This window comes from Variovorax sp. LjRoot84, from assembly GCF_964254305.1.
Lineage (GTDB): Bacteria > Pseudomonadota > Gammaproteobacteria > Burkholderiales > Burkholderiaceae_C > Variovorax.
Genome location: NZ_CAXUTE020000001.1, coordinates 1,485,331 through 1,502,256, shown reverse-complemented (window position 1 = coordinate 1,502,256; position 16,926 = coordinate 1,485,331). Strand labels below are relative to the sequence as shown.

The 16,926-nt window shown below is 66.7% G+C and carries 17 protein-coding genes; 16 read left to right on the top strand and 1 reads right to left on the bottom strand.

Translation table 11 applies throughout. The features are described 5' to 3' along the window. The first annotated feature begins 1 nt into the window (after position 1). From ACSQ9I_RS07585 to accD, 15 genes are all read left to right on the top strand, one after another. Entirely contained in the window at positions 2-703 is a 702-nt protein-coding gene (locus ACSQ9I_RS07585) for a succinate dehydrogenase iron-sulfur subunit (RefSeq protein ID WP_093106509.1), read from the top strand. Positions 704-716: 13 nt separating this feature from the next. Then, positions 717-1,019 carry a succinate dehydrogenase assembly factor 2 gene (locus tag ACSQ9I_RS07580; protein WP_093106511.1) on the top strand — a complete coding sequence of 101 codons (303 nt, stop codon included), beginning with the start codon at positions 717-719 and terminating at the stop codon, positions 1,017-1,019. A 23-nt stretch (positions 1,020-1,042) separates the two neighbouring features. Continuing rightward, a complete protein-coding gene (gene gltA / locus ACSQ9I_RS07575) occupies positions 1,043-2,353 on the top strand; it encodes a citrate synthase (RefSeq protein ID WP_436312742.1) in 1,311 nt (436 codons plus the stop codon). A 121-nt stretch (positions 2,354-2,474) separates the two neighbouring features. Next, positions 2,475-2,615, top strand: a complete 141-nt coding sequence (locus tag ACSQ9I_RS07570) for an entericidin A/B family lipoprotein (RefSeq protein WP_093106516.1) — start codon at positions 2,475-2,477, stop codon at positions 2,613-2,615. Positions 2,616-2,731: 116 nt separating this feature from the next. Then, positions 2,732-3,676 carry a LysR substrate-binding domain-containing protein gene (locus ACSQ9I_RS07565; RefSeq protein ID WP_436312741.1) on the top strand — a complete coding sequence of 315 codons (945 nt, stop codon included), beginning with the start codon at positions 2,732-2,734 and terminating at the stop codon, positions 3,674-3,676. Positions 3,677-3,710: 34 nt separating this feature from the next. Next, positions 3,711-5,132: a 3-isopropylmalate dehydratase large subunit gene (gene leuC, locus ACSQ9I_RS07560; protein ID WP_436312740.1), complete on the top strand. Its 1,422-nt coding sequence runs from the start codon at positions 3,711-3,713 to the stop codon at positions 5,130-5,132. 13 nt (positions 5,133-5,145) lie between these two features. Next, entirely contained in the window at positions 5,146-5,796 is a 651-nt protein-coding gene (gene leuD / locus ACSQ9I_RS07555; protein WP_093106524.1) for a 3-isopropylmalate dehydratase small subunit, read from the top strand. Between the two features lie 28 nt (positions 5,797-5,824). Beyond that, positions 5,825-6,913, top strand: a complete 1,089-nt coding sequence (gene leuB / locus ACSQ9I_RS07550; protein WP_093106527.1) for a 3-isopropylmalate dehydrogenase — start codon at positions 5,825-5,827, stop codon at positions 6,911-6,913. A 93-nt stretch (positions 6,914-7,006) separates the two neighbouring features. Next, positions 7,007-8,149: an aspartate-semialdehyde dehydrogenase gene (asd, locus tag ACSQ9I_RS07545; protein ID WP_436292610.1), complete on the top strand. Its 1,143-nt coding sequence runs from the start codon at positions 7,007-7,009 to the stop codon at positions 8,147-8,149. A gap of 267 nt (positions 8,150-8,416) precedes the next feature. Continuing rightward, a complete protein-coding gene (locus ACSQ9I_RS07540) occupies positions 8,417-11,041 on the top strand; it encodes a FimV/HubP family polar landmark protein (protein ID WP_436312739.1) in 2,625 nt (874 codons plus the stop codon). Positions 11,042-11,067: 26 nt separating this feature from the next. After that, positions 11,068-11,880, top strand: a complete 813-nt coding sequence (gene truA / locus ACSQ9I_RS07535; protein WP_093106535.1) for a tRNA pseudouridine(38-40) synthase TruA — start codon at positions 11,068-11,070, stop codon at positions 11,878-11,880. Beyond that, positions 11,877-12,563: a phosphoribosylanthranilate isomerase gene (locus ACSQ9I_RS07530; protein ID WP_093106538.1), complete on the top strand. Its 687-nt coding sequence runs from the start codon at positions 11,877-11,879 to the stop codon at positions 12,561-12,563. Before truA ends, ACSQ9I_RS07530 begins: the two co-directional genes overlap by 4 nt. 51 nt (positions 12,564-12,614) lie before the next feature. Further along, positions 12,615-13,892, top strand: coding sequence for a tryptophan synthase subunit beta (gene trpB, locus ACSQ9I_RS07525; protein WP_214683362.1), 1,278 nt, complete (start codon positions 12,615-12,617; stop codon positions 13,890-13,892). After that, positions 13,889-14,734, top strand: coding sequence for a tryptophan synthase subunit alpha (trpA, locus tag ACSQ9I_RS07520; protein WP_093106543.1), 846 nt, complete (start codon positions 13,889-13,891; stop codon positions 14,732-14,734). Before trpB ends, trpA begins: the two co-directional genes overlap by 4 nt. 23 nt (positions 14,735-14,757) lie before the next feature. After that, on the top strand, positions 14,758-15,630 hold the full coding sequence (accD, locus tag ACSQ9I_RS07515; RefSeq protein WP_093106545.1) for an acetyl-CoA carboxylase, carboxyltransferase subunit beta: 873 nt from the start codon (positions 14,758-14,760) through the stop codon (positions 15,628-15,630). Between the two features lie 11 nt (positions 15,631-15,641). Here the strand turns inward: accD and ACSQ9I_RS07510 are convergent, their stop codons facing one another. Then, on the bottom strand, positions 15,642-16,202 hold the full coding sequence (locus ACSQ9I_RS07510) for a YggT family protein (protein WP_436303166.1): 561 nt from the start codon (positions 16,200-16,202) through the stop codon (positions 15,642-15,644). Between the two features lie 49 nt (positions 16,203-16,251). Between ACSQ9I_RS07510 and ACSQ9I_RS07505 the strand changes: the two genes are divergently transcribed. Further along, positions 16,252-16,899, top strand: coding sequence for an LON peptidase substrate-binding domain-containing protein (locus ACSQ9I_RS07505; RefSeq protein ID WP_244503855.1), 648 nt, complete (start codon positions 16,252-16,254; stop codon positions 16,897-16,899). The last annotated feature ends 27 nt before the right edge of the window (positions 16,900-16,926 follow it).

Below are 16,926 nucleotides of genomic sequence, written 5' to 3'. Positions count from 1 at the left end.
GATGAAGCGCACATTCCAGATCTACCGCTACGACCCGGACAAGGACGCCAAGCCCTACATGCAGACCGTCGAGATCGAGCTCGACGGCCACGAGCGCATGCTGCTCGACGCCCTGATGAAGCTGAAGGCGCAGGATCCGACGCTGTCGTTCCGCCGCTCCTGCCGCGAAGGCGTCTGCGGCTCGGACGCGATGAACATCAACGGCAAGAACGGCCTCGCCTGCCTGACCAACATGCTCACGCTCAAGGGCACGATCGTGCTGAAGCCGCTGCCCGGGCTGCCGGTGATCCGCGACCTGATCGTGGACATGACGCAGTTCTTCAAACAGTACAACTCGATCAAGCCCTACCTGCAGAACGACAGCGTGCCGCCCGAAAAGGAGCGCCTGCAGTCGCCCGAAGAGCGCGATGAGCTGAACGGCCTGTACGAATGCATCCTGTGCGCGAGCTGTTCGACCAGCTGCCCGAGCTTCTGGTGGAACCCCGACAAGTTCGTCGGCCCGGCCGGCCTGCTGCAGGCCTACCGCTTCATCGCCGACAGCCGCGACGAGGCCACCGCCGAGCGCCTGGACAACCTCGAAGACCCGTACCGCCTGTTCCGCTGCCACACGATCATGAACTGCGTCGACGTGTGCCCGAAGAACCTGAACCCGACCAAGGCGATCGGCAAGATCAAGGAACTGATGGTGCGCCGCGCCATCTGAACTTTTCAAGACCATGCAATCCGCCACCGACCTCCGGCAGCCGATCAGCGAACGTGCGCTGAGCAAGCTGCGATGGCGCTGCCGGCGCGGCTTGCTCGAAAACGACCTCTTCATCGCGCGCTTCTTCGAGCGGCATGAAGAAGGTCTGACCTGCGGGCAGGCGCAGGCATTGGAGACATTGATGGACCTGTCGGACAACGATCTGCTCGACCTGCTGCTTCGAAGAAAGGAACCCGAGCCCGAATGGGCCGGGGCCGACGTGATCGAACTCCTGCAGTTGATGCGCACCGACGGCGCGCAATCCCAACCCTCCTGAACATTCTTTGAAAGACACTCGCAATGAAAGCATCCGAGACCAAGGCCACCCTGTCGTTCAGCAACGGCGGACAGAACGTCGAGCTGCCGATCTACAAGGGCACCATGGGCCCCGACGTGATCGACATCCGCAAGCTCTATGCCCAGACAGGGATGTTCACCTACGACCCGGGCTTCATGTCGACGGCCTCGTGCGAGTCGGCCATCACCTACATCGACGGCGACAAGGGCGAGCTGCTGTACCGCGGCTACCCGATCGAGCAGCTCGCCACCAACTGCGACTTCCTTGAGACTTGTCATCTGCTGCTGTACGGCGAGCTGCCGAACGCGACGCAGAAGGCCGGCTTCACCAAGCTCGTGACCAACCACACGATGGTCAACGAGCAGATGCAGTTCTTCCTGCGCGGTTTCCGCCGCGATGCGCACCCGATGGCCATCATGACCGGCCTGGTCGGCGCGCTGTCGGCCTTCTATCACGACAGCACCGACATCACCAATCCGAAGCACCGGGAGATCGCCGCGATCCGCCTGATCGCGAAGATGCCGACGCTCGTGGCCATGGCCTACAAGTACACGATCGGCCAGCCCTACATGTACCCGAAGAACGACCTCAGCTATGCGGGCAACTTCCTGCACATGATGTTCGCGACGCCCTGCGAGGAATACAAGGTGAGCCCGGTGCTCGAGCGCGCGCTCGACCGGATCTTCATCCTGCATGCCGACCACGAGCAGAACGCCTCGACCTCGACCGTGCGCCTGTGCGGATCGTCGGGCACCAACCCCTTCGCGGCGATCGCGGCGGGCGTGGCCTGCCTCTGGGGCCCGGCCCACGGCGGCGCCAACGAGGCGGCGCTCAACATGCTCCACGACATCCAGAAGGCCGGCGGCGTCGACAAGATCGGCGAGTTCATCAAGCAGGTCAAGGACAAGAACTCGAACGTCAAGCTGATGGGCTTCGGGCACCGCGTCTACAAGAACTACGATCCGCGCGCCAAGCTGATGCAGGAAACCTGCAAGGAAGTGCTGAGCGAATTGGGCCTCGAGAACGACCCGCTGTTCAAGCTCGCGATGGCGCTCGAGAAGATCGCGCTCGAAGACGAATACTTCGTCTCGCGCAAGCTCTACCCGAACGTCGACTTCTACTCGGGCATCGTGCAGCGCGCGATCGGCATTCCGGTGCCGCTCTTCACCGCCATCTTCGCGCTCGCGCGCACCGTCGGCTGGATCGCCCAGCTCAACGAGATGATCGGCGACCCGGAGTACAAGATCGGCCGTCCGCGCCAGCTCTTCGAAGGCTCGCCCAAGCGCGACGTGCAACCCATCGCCCAGCGCTGAGCCTCGCGTTCGCGCTCAACTCGGAAAGCTGCCCTCGGGCAGCTTTTTTGCGTCTTGGCTGACACGCGGCGCCGGCAAGGGAGGAATAGGCTGCAAGGCACCTCAACGAAGGAGTTCCGCCATGAAGAAACTTGCCGCATTGGTCGCCATTGCATTCACTCTCTCCGTGCCGCTGGCTGGCTGCAACACCTGGAGAGGTGCCGGCCAAGACGTGCAGAAGGCCGGGGAAAAGATGGAGGACGCGGGCAAGAAGAAGCAATGACGACGCACTCGCCCATCGCACGCCGACAGTAATGTCATCGCGCATCGCGATGGCTCCTCCTTAGAAACCGAAGGAAAATACGGGACTCCATCTCCATACGAGATGCCAAGCCCCGTATGACCTCCTCAGAACGCAGCTTCGCCCGCCGCATCGACCTTACGTCGCTGCAGTTGTTCGTGGCCGTCTGCGAGCTCGGCAGCATCGGACGCGCGGCGGAGCGCGAATTCATCGCGGCTTCGGCCATCAGCAAGCGGCTCTCGGATCTCGAAGCCACCCTCGGCACCCCCCTGCTCTATCGCCATGCGCGCGGCGTCGACCTGACGCCCGCTGGCGAGAGCCTTCTTCACCACGCGCGCTCGGTGCTCTACAGCCTCGAGAAGATGCAGGGCGAACTGAGCGAATACGCCGACGGCGTGCGCGGCCATGTGCGCGTGCACGCCAACATCTCGGCCATCGTGCAGTTCCTGCCCGAGGACCTCGGCGCTTTCACGCGCGAGCACGACGCGATCAAGATCGACCTGGAAGAGCACCTCAGCAGCGAGGTGGTGCGTGCGGTCCACGAGGGTGCTGCGGACCTCGGCATCTGCCACGTGCCCGAAGGCACGAGCGAACTGCAGAGCCTGCTGTACCGCCACGATTCGCTGGTGCTGATCGTGCCCGCCGGCCATCCGCTGGCGGCGCAGCGCGCGATCGATTTCGCGGACTCGCTCGATGTCGACCACGTCGGCCTGCACACCAACAGCTCGATCTACGTCGCGATGCACCAGGCCGCACTGGCCGCCAATCGCACGATCAAGCTGCGCATTCACGTGACCGGCCTCGACGCCATGTGCCGAATGATCGAGAACGGCCTCGGCATCGGCGTGATGCCGCTGCGCGCCTTCGAGCTGATGCAAGGCGGCATCGGCCGCAGCTTGACGAGCGTGGCGCTGAACGACGCCTGGGCGGCGCGCGAGATCCGCCTGGTCGCACGCGATTTCTCGACGCTGCCGGTCGCGGCGCGCATGCTCGTCAAGCACCTGCAGGCGCCGGCTGCGGCGCCCGACCAGCTGGCCGCATAAGACAATCACCCTCCCCACGAAAGAGACCATCACCATGGCACGCACGCTCTACGACAAGCTCTGGGACGAACACGTCGTCCACACCGAGGAAGACGGCACTTCGATCCTCTACATCGACCGCCACCTGGTCCACGAAGTGACCAGCCCGCAGGCCTTCGAGGGGCTGCGCGAAGCCGGCCGCAAGCTGTGGCGCATCAGCTCGGTGGTGGCCACGGCCGACCACAACACGCCGACCACGCACTGGGAGCGCGGCTACGACGGCATCGCCGATCCCGTCAGCCGCGAGCAGATCACCACGCTGGACAGCAACATCTCGGAGTTCGGCGCCGCCGCCTTCTTCCCCTTCCTGAGCAAGCGCCAGGGCATCGTGCACGTGATCGGCCCCGAGTCGGGCGCGACGCTGCCGGGCATGACGGTGGTGTGCGGCGATTCGCACACCTCCACGCACGGCGCCTTCGGCGCGCTCGCGCACGGCATCGGCACCAGCGAGGTCGAGCACGTGATGGCCACCCAGACGCTGCTGGCCAAGAAGGCGAAGAACCTGCTCGTCAAGGTGGATGGCAAGCTGGCGCTGGGCTGCACCGCCAAGGACATCGTGCTGGCCATCATCGGCAAAATCGGCACCGCCGGCGGCACCGGCTACACGATCGAATTCGCCGGCTCGGCGATCCGCGATCTGAGCATGGAAGGCCGCATGACGGTGTGCAACATGGCGATCGAGGCCGGTGCGCGCGCCGGGCTGGTGGCGGTGGACGAGAAGACCATCGCCTACGTCAAGGGTCGCCCGCTCGCGCCCACGGGCGTCGAATGGGACCAGGCCGTCGCCTACTGGAAGACGCTGCAATCTGACGCCGATGCGCACTTCGATGCCATGGTCGAACTCGACGCCGCGCAGATCAAGCCGCAAGTCACCTGGGGCACCTCACCCGAGATGGTGGTGCCGGTGGACGGCCGCGTGCCCGATCCGGACAAGGAAAAGGACGCCAACAAGCGCGGCGCCATCGAGCGCGCGCTGACCTATATGGGTCTGGAGCCGAACAAGCCGATGAACGACATCCTCATCGACAAGGTGTTCATCGGCTCCTGCACCAATAGCCGCATCGAGGACATGCGCGAAGCCGCGGCGATGGTCAAGAAGTTGGGCCAGAAGGTCGCCAAGAACGTCAAGCTCGCGATGGTCGTTCCGGGCTCCGGCCTCGTGAAGGAACAGGCCGAGCGCGAAGGGTTGGACCAGATCTTCAAGGCCGCGGGCTTCGAATGGCGCGAGCCGGGCTGTTCGATGTGCCTGGCGATGAACGCCGACCGACTGGAGCCCGGCGAGCGCTGCGCCTCCACCAGCAACCGCAACTTCGAAGGCCGGCAGGGTGCCGGCGGCCGCACCCACCTGGTGAGCCCGGCCATGGCCGCCGCCGCCGCGGTGCACGGCCATTTCGTCGACGTCCGCCAATTCGCCTGAGGAGCCAGACACCATGCAGAAATTCACCGTGCACAAGGGCCTCGTGGCGCCGATGGACCGCGAGAACGTCGACACCGACGCGATCATTCCCAAGCAGTTCCTGAAGTCGATCAGGAAGACCGGTTTCGGCCCCAACCTGTTCGACGCCTGGCGCTACCTCGATCCGGGCGAGCCGGGCCAGGACCCGAAGTCGCGCAAGCCGAACCCCGACTTCGTGCTGAACCAGCCGCGCTATGCGGGCGCCTCGATCCTGCTCGCACGCCAGAACTTCGGCTGCGGCTCGTCGCGCGAGCATGCACCGTGGGCGCTCGACCAGTACGGCTTTCGCGCCATCATCGCGCCGAGCTATGCGGACATCTTCTTCAACAACAGCTTCAAGAACGGCCTGCTGCCGATCGTGCTGAGCGAGTCGCAGGTCGCCCAGCTCTTCGACGAGACCTTCGCCTTCCCGGGCTACAGCCTCACCATCGATCTCGAGCGGCAGGTGATCGTCAAGCCCGACGGCAGCGAACTGGCCTTCGAGGTCCAGGCCTTCCGCAAGTACTGCCTGATCAACGGCCTGGACGACATCGGCCTGACGCTGCGCCACAAAGACAAGATCAAGGCCTTCGAGGCCGAGCGCCTGGCGCAGAAGCCCTGGCTCAGCCACCAGCTGATCGCCTGACCCCTTCCACTTCTTCAGAACAAACTTCATGAAAATCGCAGTTCTTCCCGGTGACGGCATCGGCACCGAAATCGTCGCCGAGGCCATCCGCGTGCTCGACACGCTCGACCTCTCCTTCGAAATGGAATCGGCCCTGGTCGGCGGTGCGGCCTACGAGGCCCACGGCCACCCGCTGCCCGAGGCCACGCTCAAGCTGGCCAAGGAAGCGGATGCCGTGCTGTTCGGCGCCGTCGGCGACTGGAAGTACGACAAGCTGGAACGCTCGCTGCGCCCCGAGCAGGCCATCCTGGGCCTGCGCAAGAACCTCGGCCTGTTCGCCAACTTCCGTCCGGCGATCTGCTACGAGCAGCTGGTCGGCGCCTCGAGCCTGAAGCCCGAGCTGATCGCGGGTCTCGACATCCTGATCATCCGCGAGCTCACCGGCGACATCTATTTCGGCCAGCCGCGCGGCCGCCGCACCGCTGTCGACGGCCACTTCCCCGGCGCCGAGGAGGCCTTCGACACCATGCGCTATTCGCGCCCCGAGGTCGAGCGCATCGCCCACGTCGCCTTCCAGGCCGCGCGCAAGCGCAGCAAGCGCGTGACCAGCGTCGACAAGGCCAACGTGCTCGAAACCTTCCAGTTCTGGAAGGACATCGTGACCGAGGTGGGCAAGGAATACCCCGACGTCGAACTCGACCACATGTACGTCGACAATGCCGCGATGCAGCTGGTCAAGGCACCCAAGAAATTCGACGTGGTGGTCACCGGCAACATGTTCGGCGACATCCTGTCCGACGAGGCCGCCATGCTGACGGGCTCGATCGGCATGCTGCCCTCGGCCTCGCTCAACGCGGGCAACCAGGGCCTCTACGAACCCAGCCACGGCAGCGCGCCCGACATTGCCGGCAAAGGGGTTGCCAATCCTTTGGCTACAATCCTGTCCGCTGCCATGATGCTCCGCTTTTCCCTGAACCAGCCCGAGGCTGCCGACCGTATCGAGTCGGCGGTCAAGCACGTGCTGGCCCAGGGTTTGCGTACGGCAGACATCTGGTCCGCGGGCACGACCAAGGTGGGCACCCGCGAGATGGGCGACGCCGTGGTGGCAGCCATCACCAAAAAGACGATTACCGGCTAACCGCAGCCCGCTTCGTCATGCCCTCCCCCCGGCTCTGACGAGCCGGGCGCAAAGAAAAGACAACTTTCTTTTTTTCACAAGGGCAAACTGAAAATGGCGAACGCAACTCAACCTCTGGTCGGTCTCGTAGGCTGGCGCGGCATGGTCGGCTCGGTCCTCATGGACCGCATGCAGGCCGAAGGCGACTTCGGACTGATCGAGCCGCTTTTCTTCTCCACCTCCAATGCCGGCGGCAAGGCCCCGGCGATGGCCAAGAACGAGACCACGCTGAAGGACGCGCACGACATCGAGGCGCTCCGGAAGTGCGACATCGTCATCACCGCCCAGGGCGGCGACTACACCAGCGCGGTCTTTCCCAAGCTGCGCGCCGCGGGCTGGAACGGCCACTGGATCGACGCCGCCTCCACCCTGCGCATGAACGATGACGCGATCATCGTGCTCGATCCGGTCAACCTGCCGGTGATCCAGAAGGCGCTCGCCAAGGGCGGCAAGAACTGGATCGGCGGCAACTGCACCGTGAGCTGCATGCTGATGGGCGTGGGTGCTCTCTACAAGGCCGGCCTGGTCGAGTGGATGACCAGCATGACCTACCAGGCCGCTTCCGGCGGCGGCGCGCAGCACATGCGCGAGCTGCTCACGCAGTTCGGCTCGATCAACGGCGAAGTGCGCGCGCTCCTGGACGATCCGAAGTCGGCCATCCTCGAGATCGACCGCAAGGTGCTGGCCAAGCAGCAGTCGCTGAGCGCGGCCGAGACGGCCAACTTCGGCGCACCACTCGGCGGCAGCCTGATTCCGTGGATCGACAAGGATCTCGGCGACGGCATCAGCAAGGAAGAGTGGAAGGCTGGCGCCGAAACCAACAAGATCCTCGGTCAGGGCGCAGGCTTCGGAACGGCTGCGACGCCGGTCGACGGCTTCTGCGTGCGCATCGGCGCGATGCGCTGCCACAGCCAGGCGCTGACATTCAAGCTCAAGAAGGATGTGCCGGTCGCCGACATCGAAGCGCTGATCGCGGCCGACAACGACTGGGTCAAGGTGGTGCCGAACAACCGCGAAGCCACGCTCAAGGACCTGACGCCGGTCGCAGTGACTGGCACCATGAGCATCCCGGTCGGCCGGGTGCGCAAGCTCGCGATGGGCCCCGAATACGTCGGCGCATTTACCATCGGCGACCAGTTGCTGTGGGGTGCGGCGGAGCCGCTGCGCCGCATGCTGCGCATCCTGCTCGAGGCCTGAAGCGATGTCGGGCGCCCTTCCGGACGCCCGGCGTTGCGGTGCCGCAACGCAGAAAGCGCTCCGAAGTTGGTGCGCACTGGGTAGATAAGGCCTGTCGCCTTGTCAGTGCGGGGTGATGATGTTAACGTCCTCTTACACTTTTGGGCCGAGCTGCCCCCTACCAGCATGACACGACACCCGTTGCCTGCGGCCCGCCTCCCGGCCACTTGCCCGACTCCGACGATTTCAGGTCGGTGCCAGCTCTCACTTCTCAGCGCCGCGGTCGCCTTGGCCCTGGGCGCGATCAGTACCGACGCGGCCGCCCTGGCGCTCGGGCGGCTCAATGTGCAATCGGCCTTGGGTGAACCGCTCAGGGCCGAAATCGAGGTCTCCGAAATCACGGCGGCCGAGGCTGACGGCCTGAAAGTCCGCATTGCCCCGGCGGACGCATTCAACGCCGCCGGCGTCCCCTACAACCCAGCCTTGGCGGATGTGCGGACCAACCTGCAGCGCCGCGCCGACGGCCGTTATGTGGTGCGGCTGAGCAGCAATCGCATGCTCAGCGAGCCCTTCATCGACTTGCTGCTCGAAGCGACCTGGAACTCCGGCCGCGTCGTGCGCGACTACACGGTGCTGCTCGACCCGCCCAAGAGCCGAACCGCAACGGCCGCCGCGCCGATCGCCCCAACTGCACCGCAGATCACCGCGCCTTCGCAGCGCACGGCTCCCGCCGTCGTGCAAGCCCCGGCCCGCCGCGAACGCCCCGCGCCCGCCGCTGCGGCCCCGGCAGCCCCGACGCAAGCCGACAGCGCGGTGCGTACCGGCAGCGGCGACCAGCAGGTGACCGTGCAGCCCGGCGATACCGCCAGCAAGATCGCTGGCGCTTACAAATCGGCCGACGTGTCGCTCGACCAGATGCTGGTGGCGCTGCTGCGCGCCAATCCCGACGCTTTCATCGGCGGCAATGTCAACCGCATCAAGGCCGGTGCCGTGCTCGATGTGCCGAGCGCAGCGCAAGCCAGCAGCGTGCCGGCCCCCGAAGCCCGGAGCACCGTGACCGCGCAAAGCCGCGATTTCGGCGAGTACCGCCGGCGCCTGGCCGAGAATGCACCGGCTTCGCGCGTCGCCGAGGCAGACCGCCAGGCTTCGGGCAAGCTGCAGGCCAACGTCGAGGATCGCAACGCCGCAAGTGCAGCCGCTGACAAGCTCAAGATCACCCAAGGCGGCGCAGTCGCCGGCCGGCAGACCGAAGAGCAGCTGGCCAAGGCCCGCCAAGCCCAGGACAGCAGCACGCGCGTTGCCGAGCTGTCCAAGAACATCAGCGAACTGAACAAGCTGCAGGCCGCGAGCGGATCGCCCACAACGGCCGGCAGCACCGCGCCAGCCGCAGCGCCAGCACCGGTTGCACCTGCACCTTCGGCGGCTGCGCCGGCCGCGACCCCGCCCACGACGGGCTCGACCCCCGCTCCCACTGCTGCCGCGCCTGCAGCCAGCCCGGCCATCCCCGCCCTGCCGGCCGCTGTCGCACCCGCCGCAACGGCCGCGGCGGAAGCCCCGGCAACGCCGCCGGCTGCTACGACGACGCCCCCCGAAGCCGCGGCTTCCGCAGCCGCGCCCGCAGCGGTGCCTGCCCCAGCGGCCGCCGCCAAGCCCAAGCCGCCCGCACCTGCACCCGCGCCGGTGGAACGCAGCTTCTTCGACGAATTGCTCGACAACCCCATCATGCTGGGCGCGGCTGCGCTGATCGCGCTCCTGGTCGGCTTCCTGCTCTACCGCGTGCTCGGCCGCAAGCGCCGCGACGCCAACGACAGCGTGTTCCTCGAGAGCCGCATTCCCAAGGACTCCTTCTTCGGCGCCAGCGGCGGCGAATCGGTAGACACCAAGAACCGCGGCAACTCGGTCGTGTCCTCGCTGTCGTACTCGCCGAGCCAGCTCGACGCCGGTGATGTCGATCCGGTGGCCGAAGCCGACGTTTACCTGGCCTATGGACGCGATCTGCAGGCCGAGGAAATCCTGCGCGAAGCGCTGCGCGTCAACCCGGAGCGCACTGCCATCCATCTGAAGCTGCTCGAAATCCACGCCAAGCGGCGCGACCTGCGCGCCTACGAAGCGCTGGCCTCCGACGTGCACAAGCTGACCGGCGGCACCGGCGCCGACTGGAACCGCGTGGTCGAACTGGGCAAGGACCTGGATCCGGGCAACCCGCTGTACGAATCGGGTGGTCGCGGCGTCTCGGCCGCAGAGACCGCCGCCTTCGCCGGCACGCTGGCCGCGGCAACCGCGACCCCGCCTGCTCCCGCACCGGCAACGAGCCCCGTGGCAAAACCCGTTGTCGCGGCCGCGCCGCCGCCGGCCTTCGTGCCGTCCGTCGCGCCGCTCGATTTCGACCTCGACTTGAGCAAGCCGCCGGCACCTGCGCCGGCTGCTGCGGCGCCGGTCAACGCCACCCTTCCGGCCGCGCGCAACGGGGCTGAGAATGCCGCAGCGCCATCGCTGGTCAAGTACAGCGCACCACTCGCTTCGAGCGCCAAGATCGATCTCAACAACGACTTCGACACCGCGCCCGGCGCGCTGCAGCCGAACACGGCACGCGCGCCGCTGAACACGGAGGAGGAGTTCACCCAGCCCGCGACCCTGCGCGCCGGTCTCCCCGGCGACTCCGGCTTCATCGAATTCGACATGAGTTCGATGGCCGGCCTGTCGGGCCGCAGCCCTGCCGACACCGAGCGCGGCCGCCTGGAGCCGGTCGAGGACAGCGGCGAAAGCCCGCATGCCATCAAGCTTTCGCTGGCGCGCGAACTGAAGGCGCTGGGCGACGTCGAAGGTGCGCGCTCGTTGGTCGAGGAAGTGGCTTCCGAGGGCTCGGGCGAGGTCAAGGCCGAAGCCAAGCAACTGCTCGGCCAGTTGCGCTGAACGGCCGTGCGGCCGCCGATCCCGCGGTGAGGCTGGCCCTCGGCATCCGCTACAACGGTCAAGCCTACGACGGCTGGCAGAGCCAGCCATCGCGCCGTACCGTTCAGGACAAGCTGGAAGATGCGCTCGGCCACTTCGCCGCTCAGCCCATCTCCACGCTCTGCGCGGGGCGCACCGATGCCGGTGTCCATGCCCTGATGCAAGTGGTGCACTTCGATACCTCCGTCGAGCGCGCACCCTTCTCCTGGGTGCGGGGCACCAACCGTTTTCTTCCCGACGACATCGCGGTGCAATGGGCGCAGCCGGTGCCCGACCAGTTCCACTGCCGCGCCAGCGCGCTCGCCCGGCGCTACCTGTACGTACTGTCGCAGTCCCCGGTGCGCCCGAGCCTGGATGCGGGCCGCGTGGGCTGGTCCATGTACGAACTCGACGGCGACGCGATGCGTGCCGCGGCTGCGATGCTGGTGGGCCGGCACGATTTCAGCTCCTTTCGCGCCTCGGCCTGCCAGGCGCGTTCGCCGGTCAAGGATCTGCGGCGCATCGAGATCACGCGGCACGGCGACGCCGATCGCTGCCGCTGGCACTTCGAGTTCGAGGCTGACGCCTTCCTGCATCACATGATCCGCAACATCATGGGCAGCCTGGTGCGCATCGGCCGGGGCGACGCGCCTCCGGAATGGATGCGCGACGTGCTGGAGGCGCGCAGCCGCGTAGTGGCCGCTCCGACTTTTTCGCCGAACGGCCTCTACTTCCTGGGGCCGCTCTATGCTGCCGGATGGGGGCTTCCGCCGGAGGCGACGATGCAGAACACCGGCGCTGCGTATGATGGTCCGCCATGAGTTCCGCCCCGTCCGCCACGCGCACGCGAATCAAGATCTGCGGGCTGACGCGCGAGCAGGACGTGGATGCCGCGGTCGATGCCGGTGCCGATGCCGTGGGTTTCGTGCTCTATCCGGCCAGCCCCCGCGCGGTGACGGCGGAACGCGCCAGCCGGCTGGCCTCGCGGCTGCCGCCCTTCATGACGCCGGTGCTGCTTTTCGTCAACGAGCTTGTGGCCCAAGCCGCGGCCTCGCTGGCCGGCGTCCCGGGTTCTATGGCCCAGTTCCATGGCGACGAGACGCCCGATCAATGCTGGGAAGCCAGCGGCCGCGGCGCTCACCGCTTCATGCGCGCGGCCCGTATTCCGCTGGGCGCGGCCGGAGCGGGCTTCGACCTCGTAAAATACGCGTCCGATTACTCCCGCGCCCACGCCATCCTGCTCGACGCCCATGTCGAAGCCTATGGCGGTGGCGGCAAGGCATTCGATTGGTCACATCTTCCACCCGCCGTCGACGCTCACCTCGTCTTGAGTGGTGGGCTCACACCTGCAAACGTGGGCGATGGCATTCGCCAGTTGCGCACGGCAGCCAAGTCGCTGTCCGTTGACGTGAGCTCCGGCGTCGAGGCCTCCAAAGGCATCAAGGACGCCGTGAAGATCCGCGAATTCGTGGCCGCCGTGCGTGCGGCCGATGCCCTCAGTTAGCTGGCTGCCGACCTCGATCGAAGGGGGCAGCCGGCCCCACCGATCGAGACCATGAACACCTACCAGCAACCCGACGCCAGCGGCCATTTCGGCATCTACGGCGGCACCTTCGCCAGCGAAACGCTGACCCACGCGATCAACGAATTGCGCGACGCCTACGCGAAGTACAAGGACGACCCGCAGTTCCAGGCCGAGTTCCATCACGAACTCGCGCACTTCGTGGGCCGGCCCTCGCCGATCTACCACGCCGCGCGCACCAGCCGCGAAATGGGCGGCGCCCAGATCTACCTCAAGCGCGAAGACCTGAACCACACCGGCGCGCACAAGGTCAACAACACCATCGGCCAGGCCATGCTCGCCAAGCGCATGGGCAAGCCGCGTGTGATCGCCGAAACCGGCGCCGGCCAGCACGGCGTGGCCACCGCCACCATCTGCGCGCGCTACGGGCTCGAATGCGTGGTCTACATGGGAAGCCAGGACGTCAAGCGCCAGAGCCCCAACGTCTACCGCATGAACCTGCTCGGGGCGACCGTGGTCCCCGTGGAATCGGGCAGCAAGACACTGAAGGACGCGCTCAACGAAGCGATGCGCGACTGGGTCACCAACGTCGAGAACACCTTCTACATCATCGGCACCGTCGCCGGCCCGCATCCCTACCCCACCATGGTGCGCGACTTCCAGAGCGTCATCGGCACCGAGTGCATCGAACAGATGCCCGCCATGCTGGCGGCCCAGGGCATCACCGGCGAGGCCGAAGGCCGGCAGCCCGACGTGGTGGTCGCCTGCGTGGGCGGCGGCAGCAATGCCATCGGCATCTTCCATCCCTACATCCCCTTCGCGGACACGCGCCTCATCGGGGTGGAAGCGGCGGGCGAAGGCCTGGACAGCGGCAAACACGCGGCCTCGATCCTGCGCGGCAGCCCGGGCGTGCTGCACGGCAACCGCACCTACCTGCTGCAGAACGAGGACGGCCAGATCACCGAGACCCACAGCATCAGCGCAGGCCTCGACTACCCCGGTGTCGGTCCCGAGCATGCCTACCTGGCCGACATCGGCCGCGCCGAATACGTGGGCATCACCGATGCCGAAGCCCTCGAAGCCTTCCACTACCTGTGCCGCACCGAAGGCATCATTCCCGCGCTCGAATCGAGCCACGCGTTCGCCTACGCGATGAAGCTCGCGAAGACCATGCGCCCCGACCAGTCGATCCTGGTCAACCTCTCGGGCCGCGGCGACAAGGACATCGGCACGGTGGCCGACCTCTCGGGCGTCGACTTCTACGACCGGCCATCGATGCGCGGTTTGAGCGTGAAGGGAGGCCGGGCATGAGCCGCATCGCCGCCACCTTCGAAGGCCTTCAAAAAGACGGCCGCAGAGCATTGATTCCCTACGTCACGGCCGGTTTTCCCTTTGCCGACATTACGCCCGAACTCATGCACGGCATGGTCGAAGCGGGCGCCGACGTGATCGAGCTCGGCGTACCCTTCTCCGACCCGATGGCCGACGGGCCGGTGATCCAGGCGGCCGGCGAAGCCGCGCTGGCGCTGGGCATCGGCATGAAGCAGGTGCTGGCCATGGTGGCCGCTTTCCGGCAGAAAAACGACGCCACGCCGGTGGTGCTGATGGGCTACGCCAATCCGGTCGAGCGCTACGACGGCGTGCACGGCAAGGGCAGCTTCATCCGCGACGCGGCTGCCGCCGGCGTGGACGGCCTGCTGGTGGTCGATTACCCGCCCGAGGAATGCGAAGACTTCGCCGCCGAGCTTCAGGCGCACGGCATCGACCTCATCTTCCTGCTGGCCCCGACCAGCACCAGCGAGCGCATGGAACAGGTCGGCCGCATCGCCACCGGCTATGTCTACTACGTCTCGCTCAAGGGCGTGACCGGTGCCGGCCACCTCGACACCGAGGCGGTCGGACGGATGATTCCGCGCATCCGCGAGCACGTGAAGCTACCGGTGGGCGTGGGCTTCGGCATCCGCGATGCGCGCAGCGCGCAGGCGGTCGGCTCCACGGCCGATGCGGTCGTGATCGGCACCCGCATCATCCAGCTGATCGAGGGCCAGCCGCGCGACCAGGTGGTGCCGCGGGTACGCAGATTCCTCGCCGAAATCCGCGAGGCGCTCGACGCCTTGCCGGCCGCCACGCCAAAGAACGCGGCTGGCCGATAATCCCGCCAACACAAGGAGCCCCCATGAGCTGGCTTGAAAAACTGCTTCCCCCCAAGATTGCCCCCACCGACCCGAGCGAGCGCCGCCAGATGCCCGAAGGGCTCTGGATCAAATGCCCGAGTTGCGAGACCGTTCTCTACAAGACGGACCTCGAGCACAACCAGAACGTGTGCCCGAGCTGCGGCCACCATCACCGCATCGGCGCGCGCGCGCGGCTCGATGCCTTTCTGGACTCCGAAGGCCGCTACGAGGTCGGCCAGGAAGTGCTGCCGGTCGACGCCCTCAAGTTCAAGGACAGCCGCAAGTACCCCGAGCGGCTCAAGGAAGCGCTGGAGAACACCGGCGAGACCGACGCGCTGGTGGTCATGGGCGGCTCGGTGCACAGCATCAACGTCGTGGTCGCCTGCTTCGAGTTCGACTTCATGGGCGGCAGCATGGGCAGCGTGGTCGGGGAGCGCTTCGTGCGCGGCGTCGAGACCGCGATCGAGCAGAAGGTTCCCTTCATCTGCTTCACCGCGACCGGCGGTGCGCGCATGCAGGAGGGCCTGCTCTCGCTGATGCAGATGGCCAAGACCAACGCCGCGCTCACGCGCCTGGCCAAGAAAGGCCTGCCCTACATCAGCGTGCTGACCGATCCGACGATGGGCGGCGTGAGCGCCGGCTTCGCCTTCGTGGGCGACGTCGTGATCGCCGAGCCCAAGGCGCTGATCGGCTTTGCCGGACCGCGCGTGATCGAGTCGACGGTTCGGGTGACCTTGCCTGAAGGCTTCCAGCGCGCCGAGTTCCTGCAGACCAAGGGCGCGATCGACTTCATTTGCGACCGCCGCGAGCTGCGCAAGACCGTCGCAAGCACGCTTGCGATGCTGCTGCGCCAGCCCGCCGACGCGGTGATCTGAGCGCGGCCGGCCTATCGGCCGAGGCCGAAGGCCGTGGCCATCAGGCTGCCGAGAACGATCGCGCCGACCTGCAACAGGACGATGGCGGCGAGCGGCGACAGGTCGACGCCACCCACCAGCGGAATGAAGCGCCGCAGCGGCCGCACCAGCGGTTCGGCCAGCCGCGCGATCAGATCCTGCAGCATCGACGATGCATTCGGCACCCAGGACAGCACGGCATAGACGATCAGCAAGGCAGTCAGACCCGACACTGCCAGTTGCAGCAGGCCGATGAGCGACACCAGCGGCAGGATCGCCCAACGGCCCAGGCTGCCCATCAGCACCCAGAGCAGCAGGAACTTGGCCATCACCAGCAGCCAGGCGGCCACGGCGCTGGCCAGGTCCCAGCGCTTGACCGAAGGCACGATGCGCCTCAGCGGCAACACGATCCAGTCGGTGACGGCGAACACGAAGCGCCCCAGCGGATTGCCGAAGGGCACCCGGTGGTACTGCATGTAGAGACGCAGCAGGCAGGCGCCGCCGAGGAGGCCGACGATCACGTCGAGCAGGAACGAGGGGATCTGGTAGAGCATGGCGCGCGGTCGTGGACGGAATGCGATGATAGCCACGCAAGGTTCATCGATGACGACTCAACCCCTTCTGCATTCGCTTCCCCTCTTTCCCCTCGCTACGGTGCTGTTCCCCGGCGGCCTCTTGCCGTTGCGCATCTTCGAGGTGCGCTACCTCGACATGATCGGCAAGTGCCACAAGGCAGGCGCCCCCTTCGGCGTGGTCAGCCTCACGCAGGGCTCGGAGGTTCGCAGGGCGGGCGCAGAAGCCGAAAGCTTCGCCACGCTCGGCACGCTCGCCGTCATCCGGGAATTCGACGCGCCCCAGGCCGGCCTGATGCAGATCGAATGCGTGGGCACGCACCGCTTTCGCGTGCTTTCCAGCGAGCTCCACAAGCACGGGCTGTGGACGGCCGATGTCGAGGCGGTGTCCGATGACGTTGCGCTCGCTGTCCCCGAGGACTTGCAGCCGACGGCCGAAGCGCTGCGCCGCCTGGTCCAGACGCTGGAGGAGCGGCGCCGCATGGAGGGCAACGAGAACGTCCGGCTGCCGATCACGCCGCCCTACCGCTTCGACGATTGCGGCTGGGTGGCCAACCGCTGGTGCGAGCTGCTGCCGGTACAGCCGGAACTCAAGCAGCGCCTGATGGAGCTCGACAGCCCGCTCATGCGGCTGGAACTGGTCAGCGACCTGCTCGCGCGCACCGGCATCACCAAGTAGTCCGCTCTTCATTCCATAGCGCGAGGG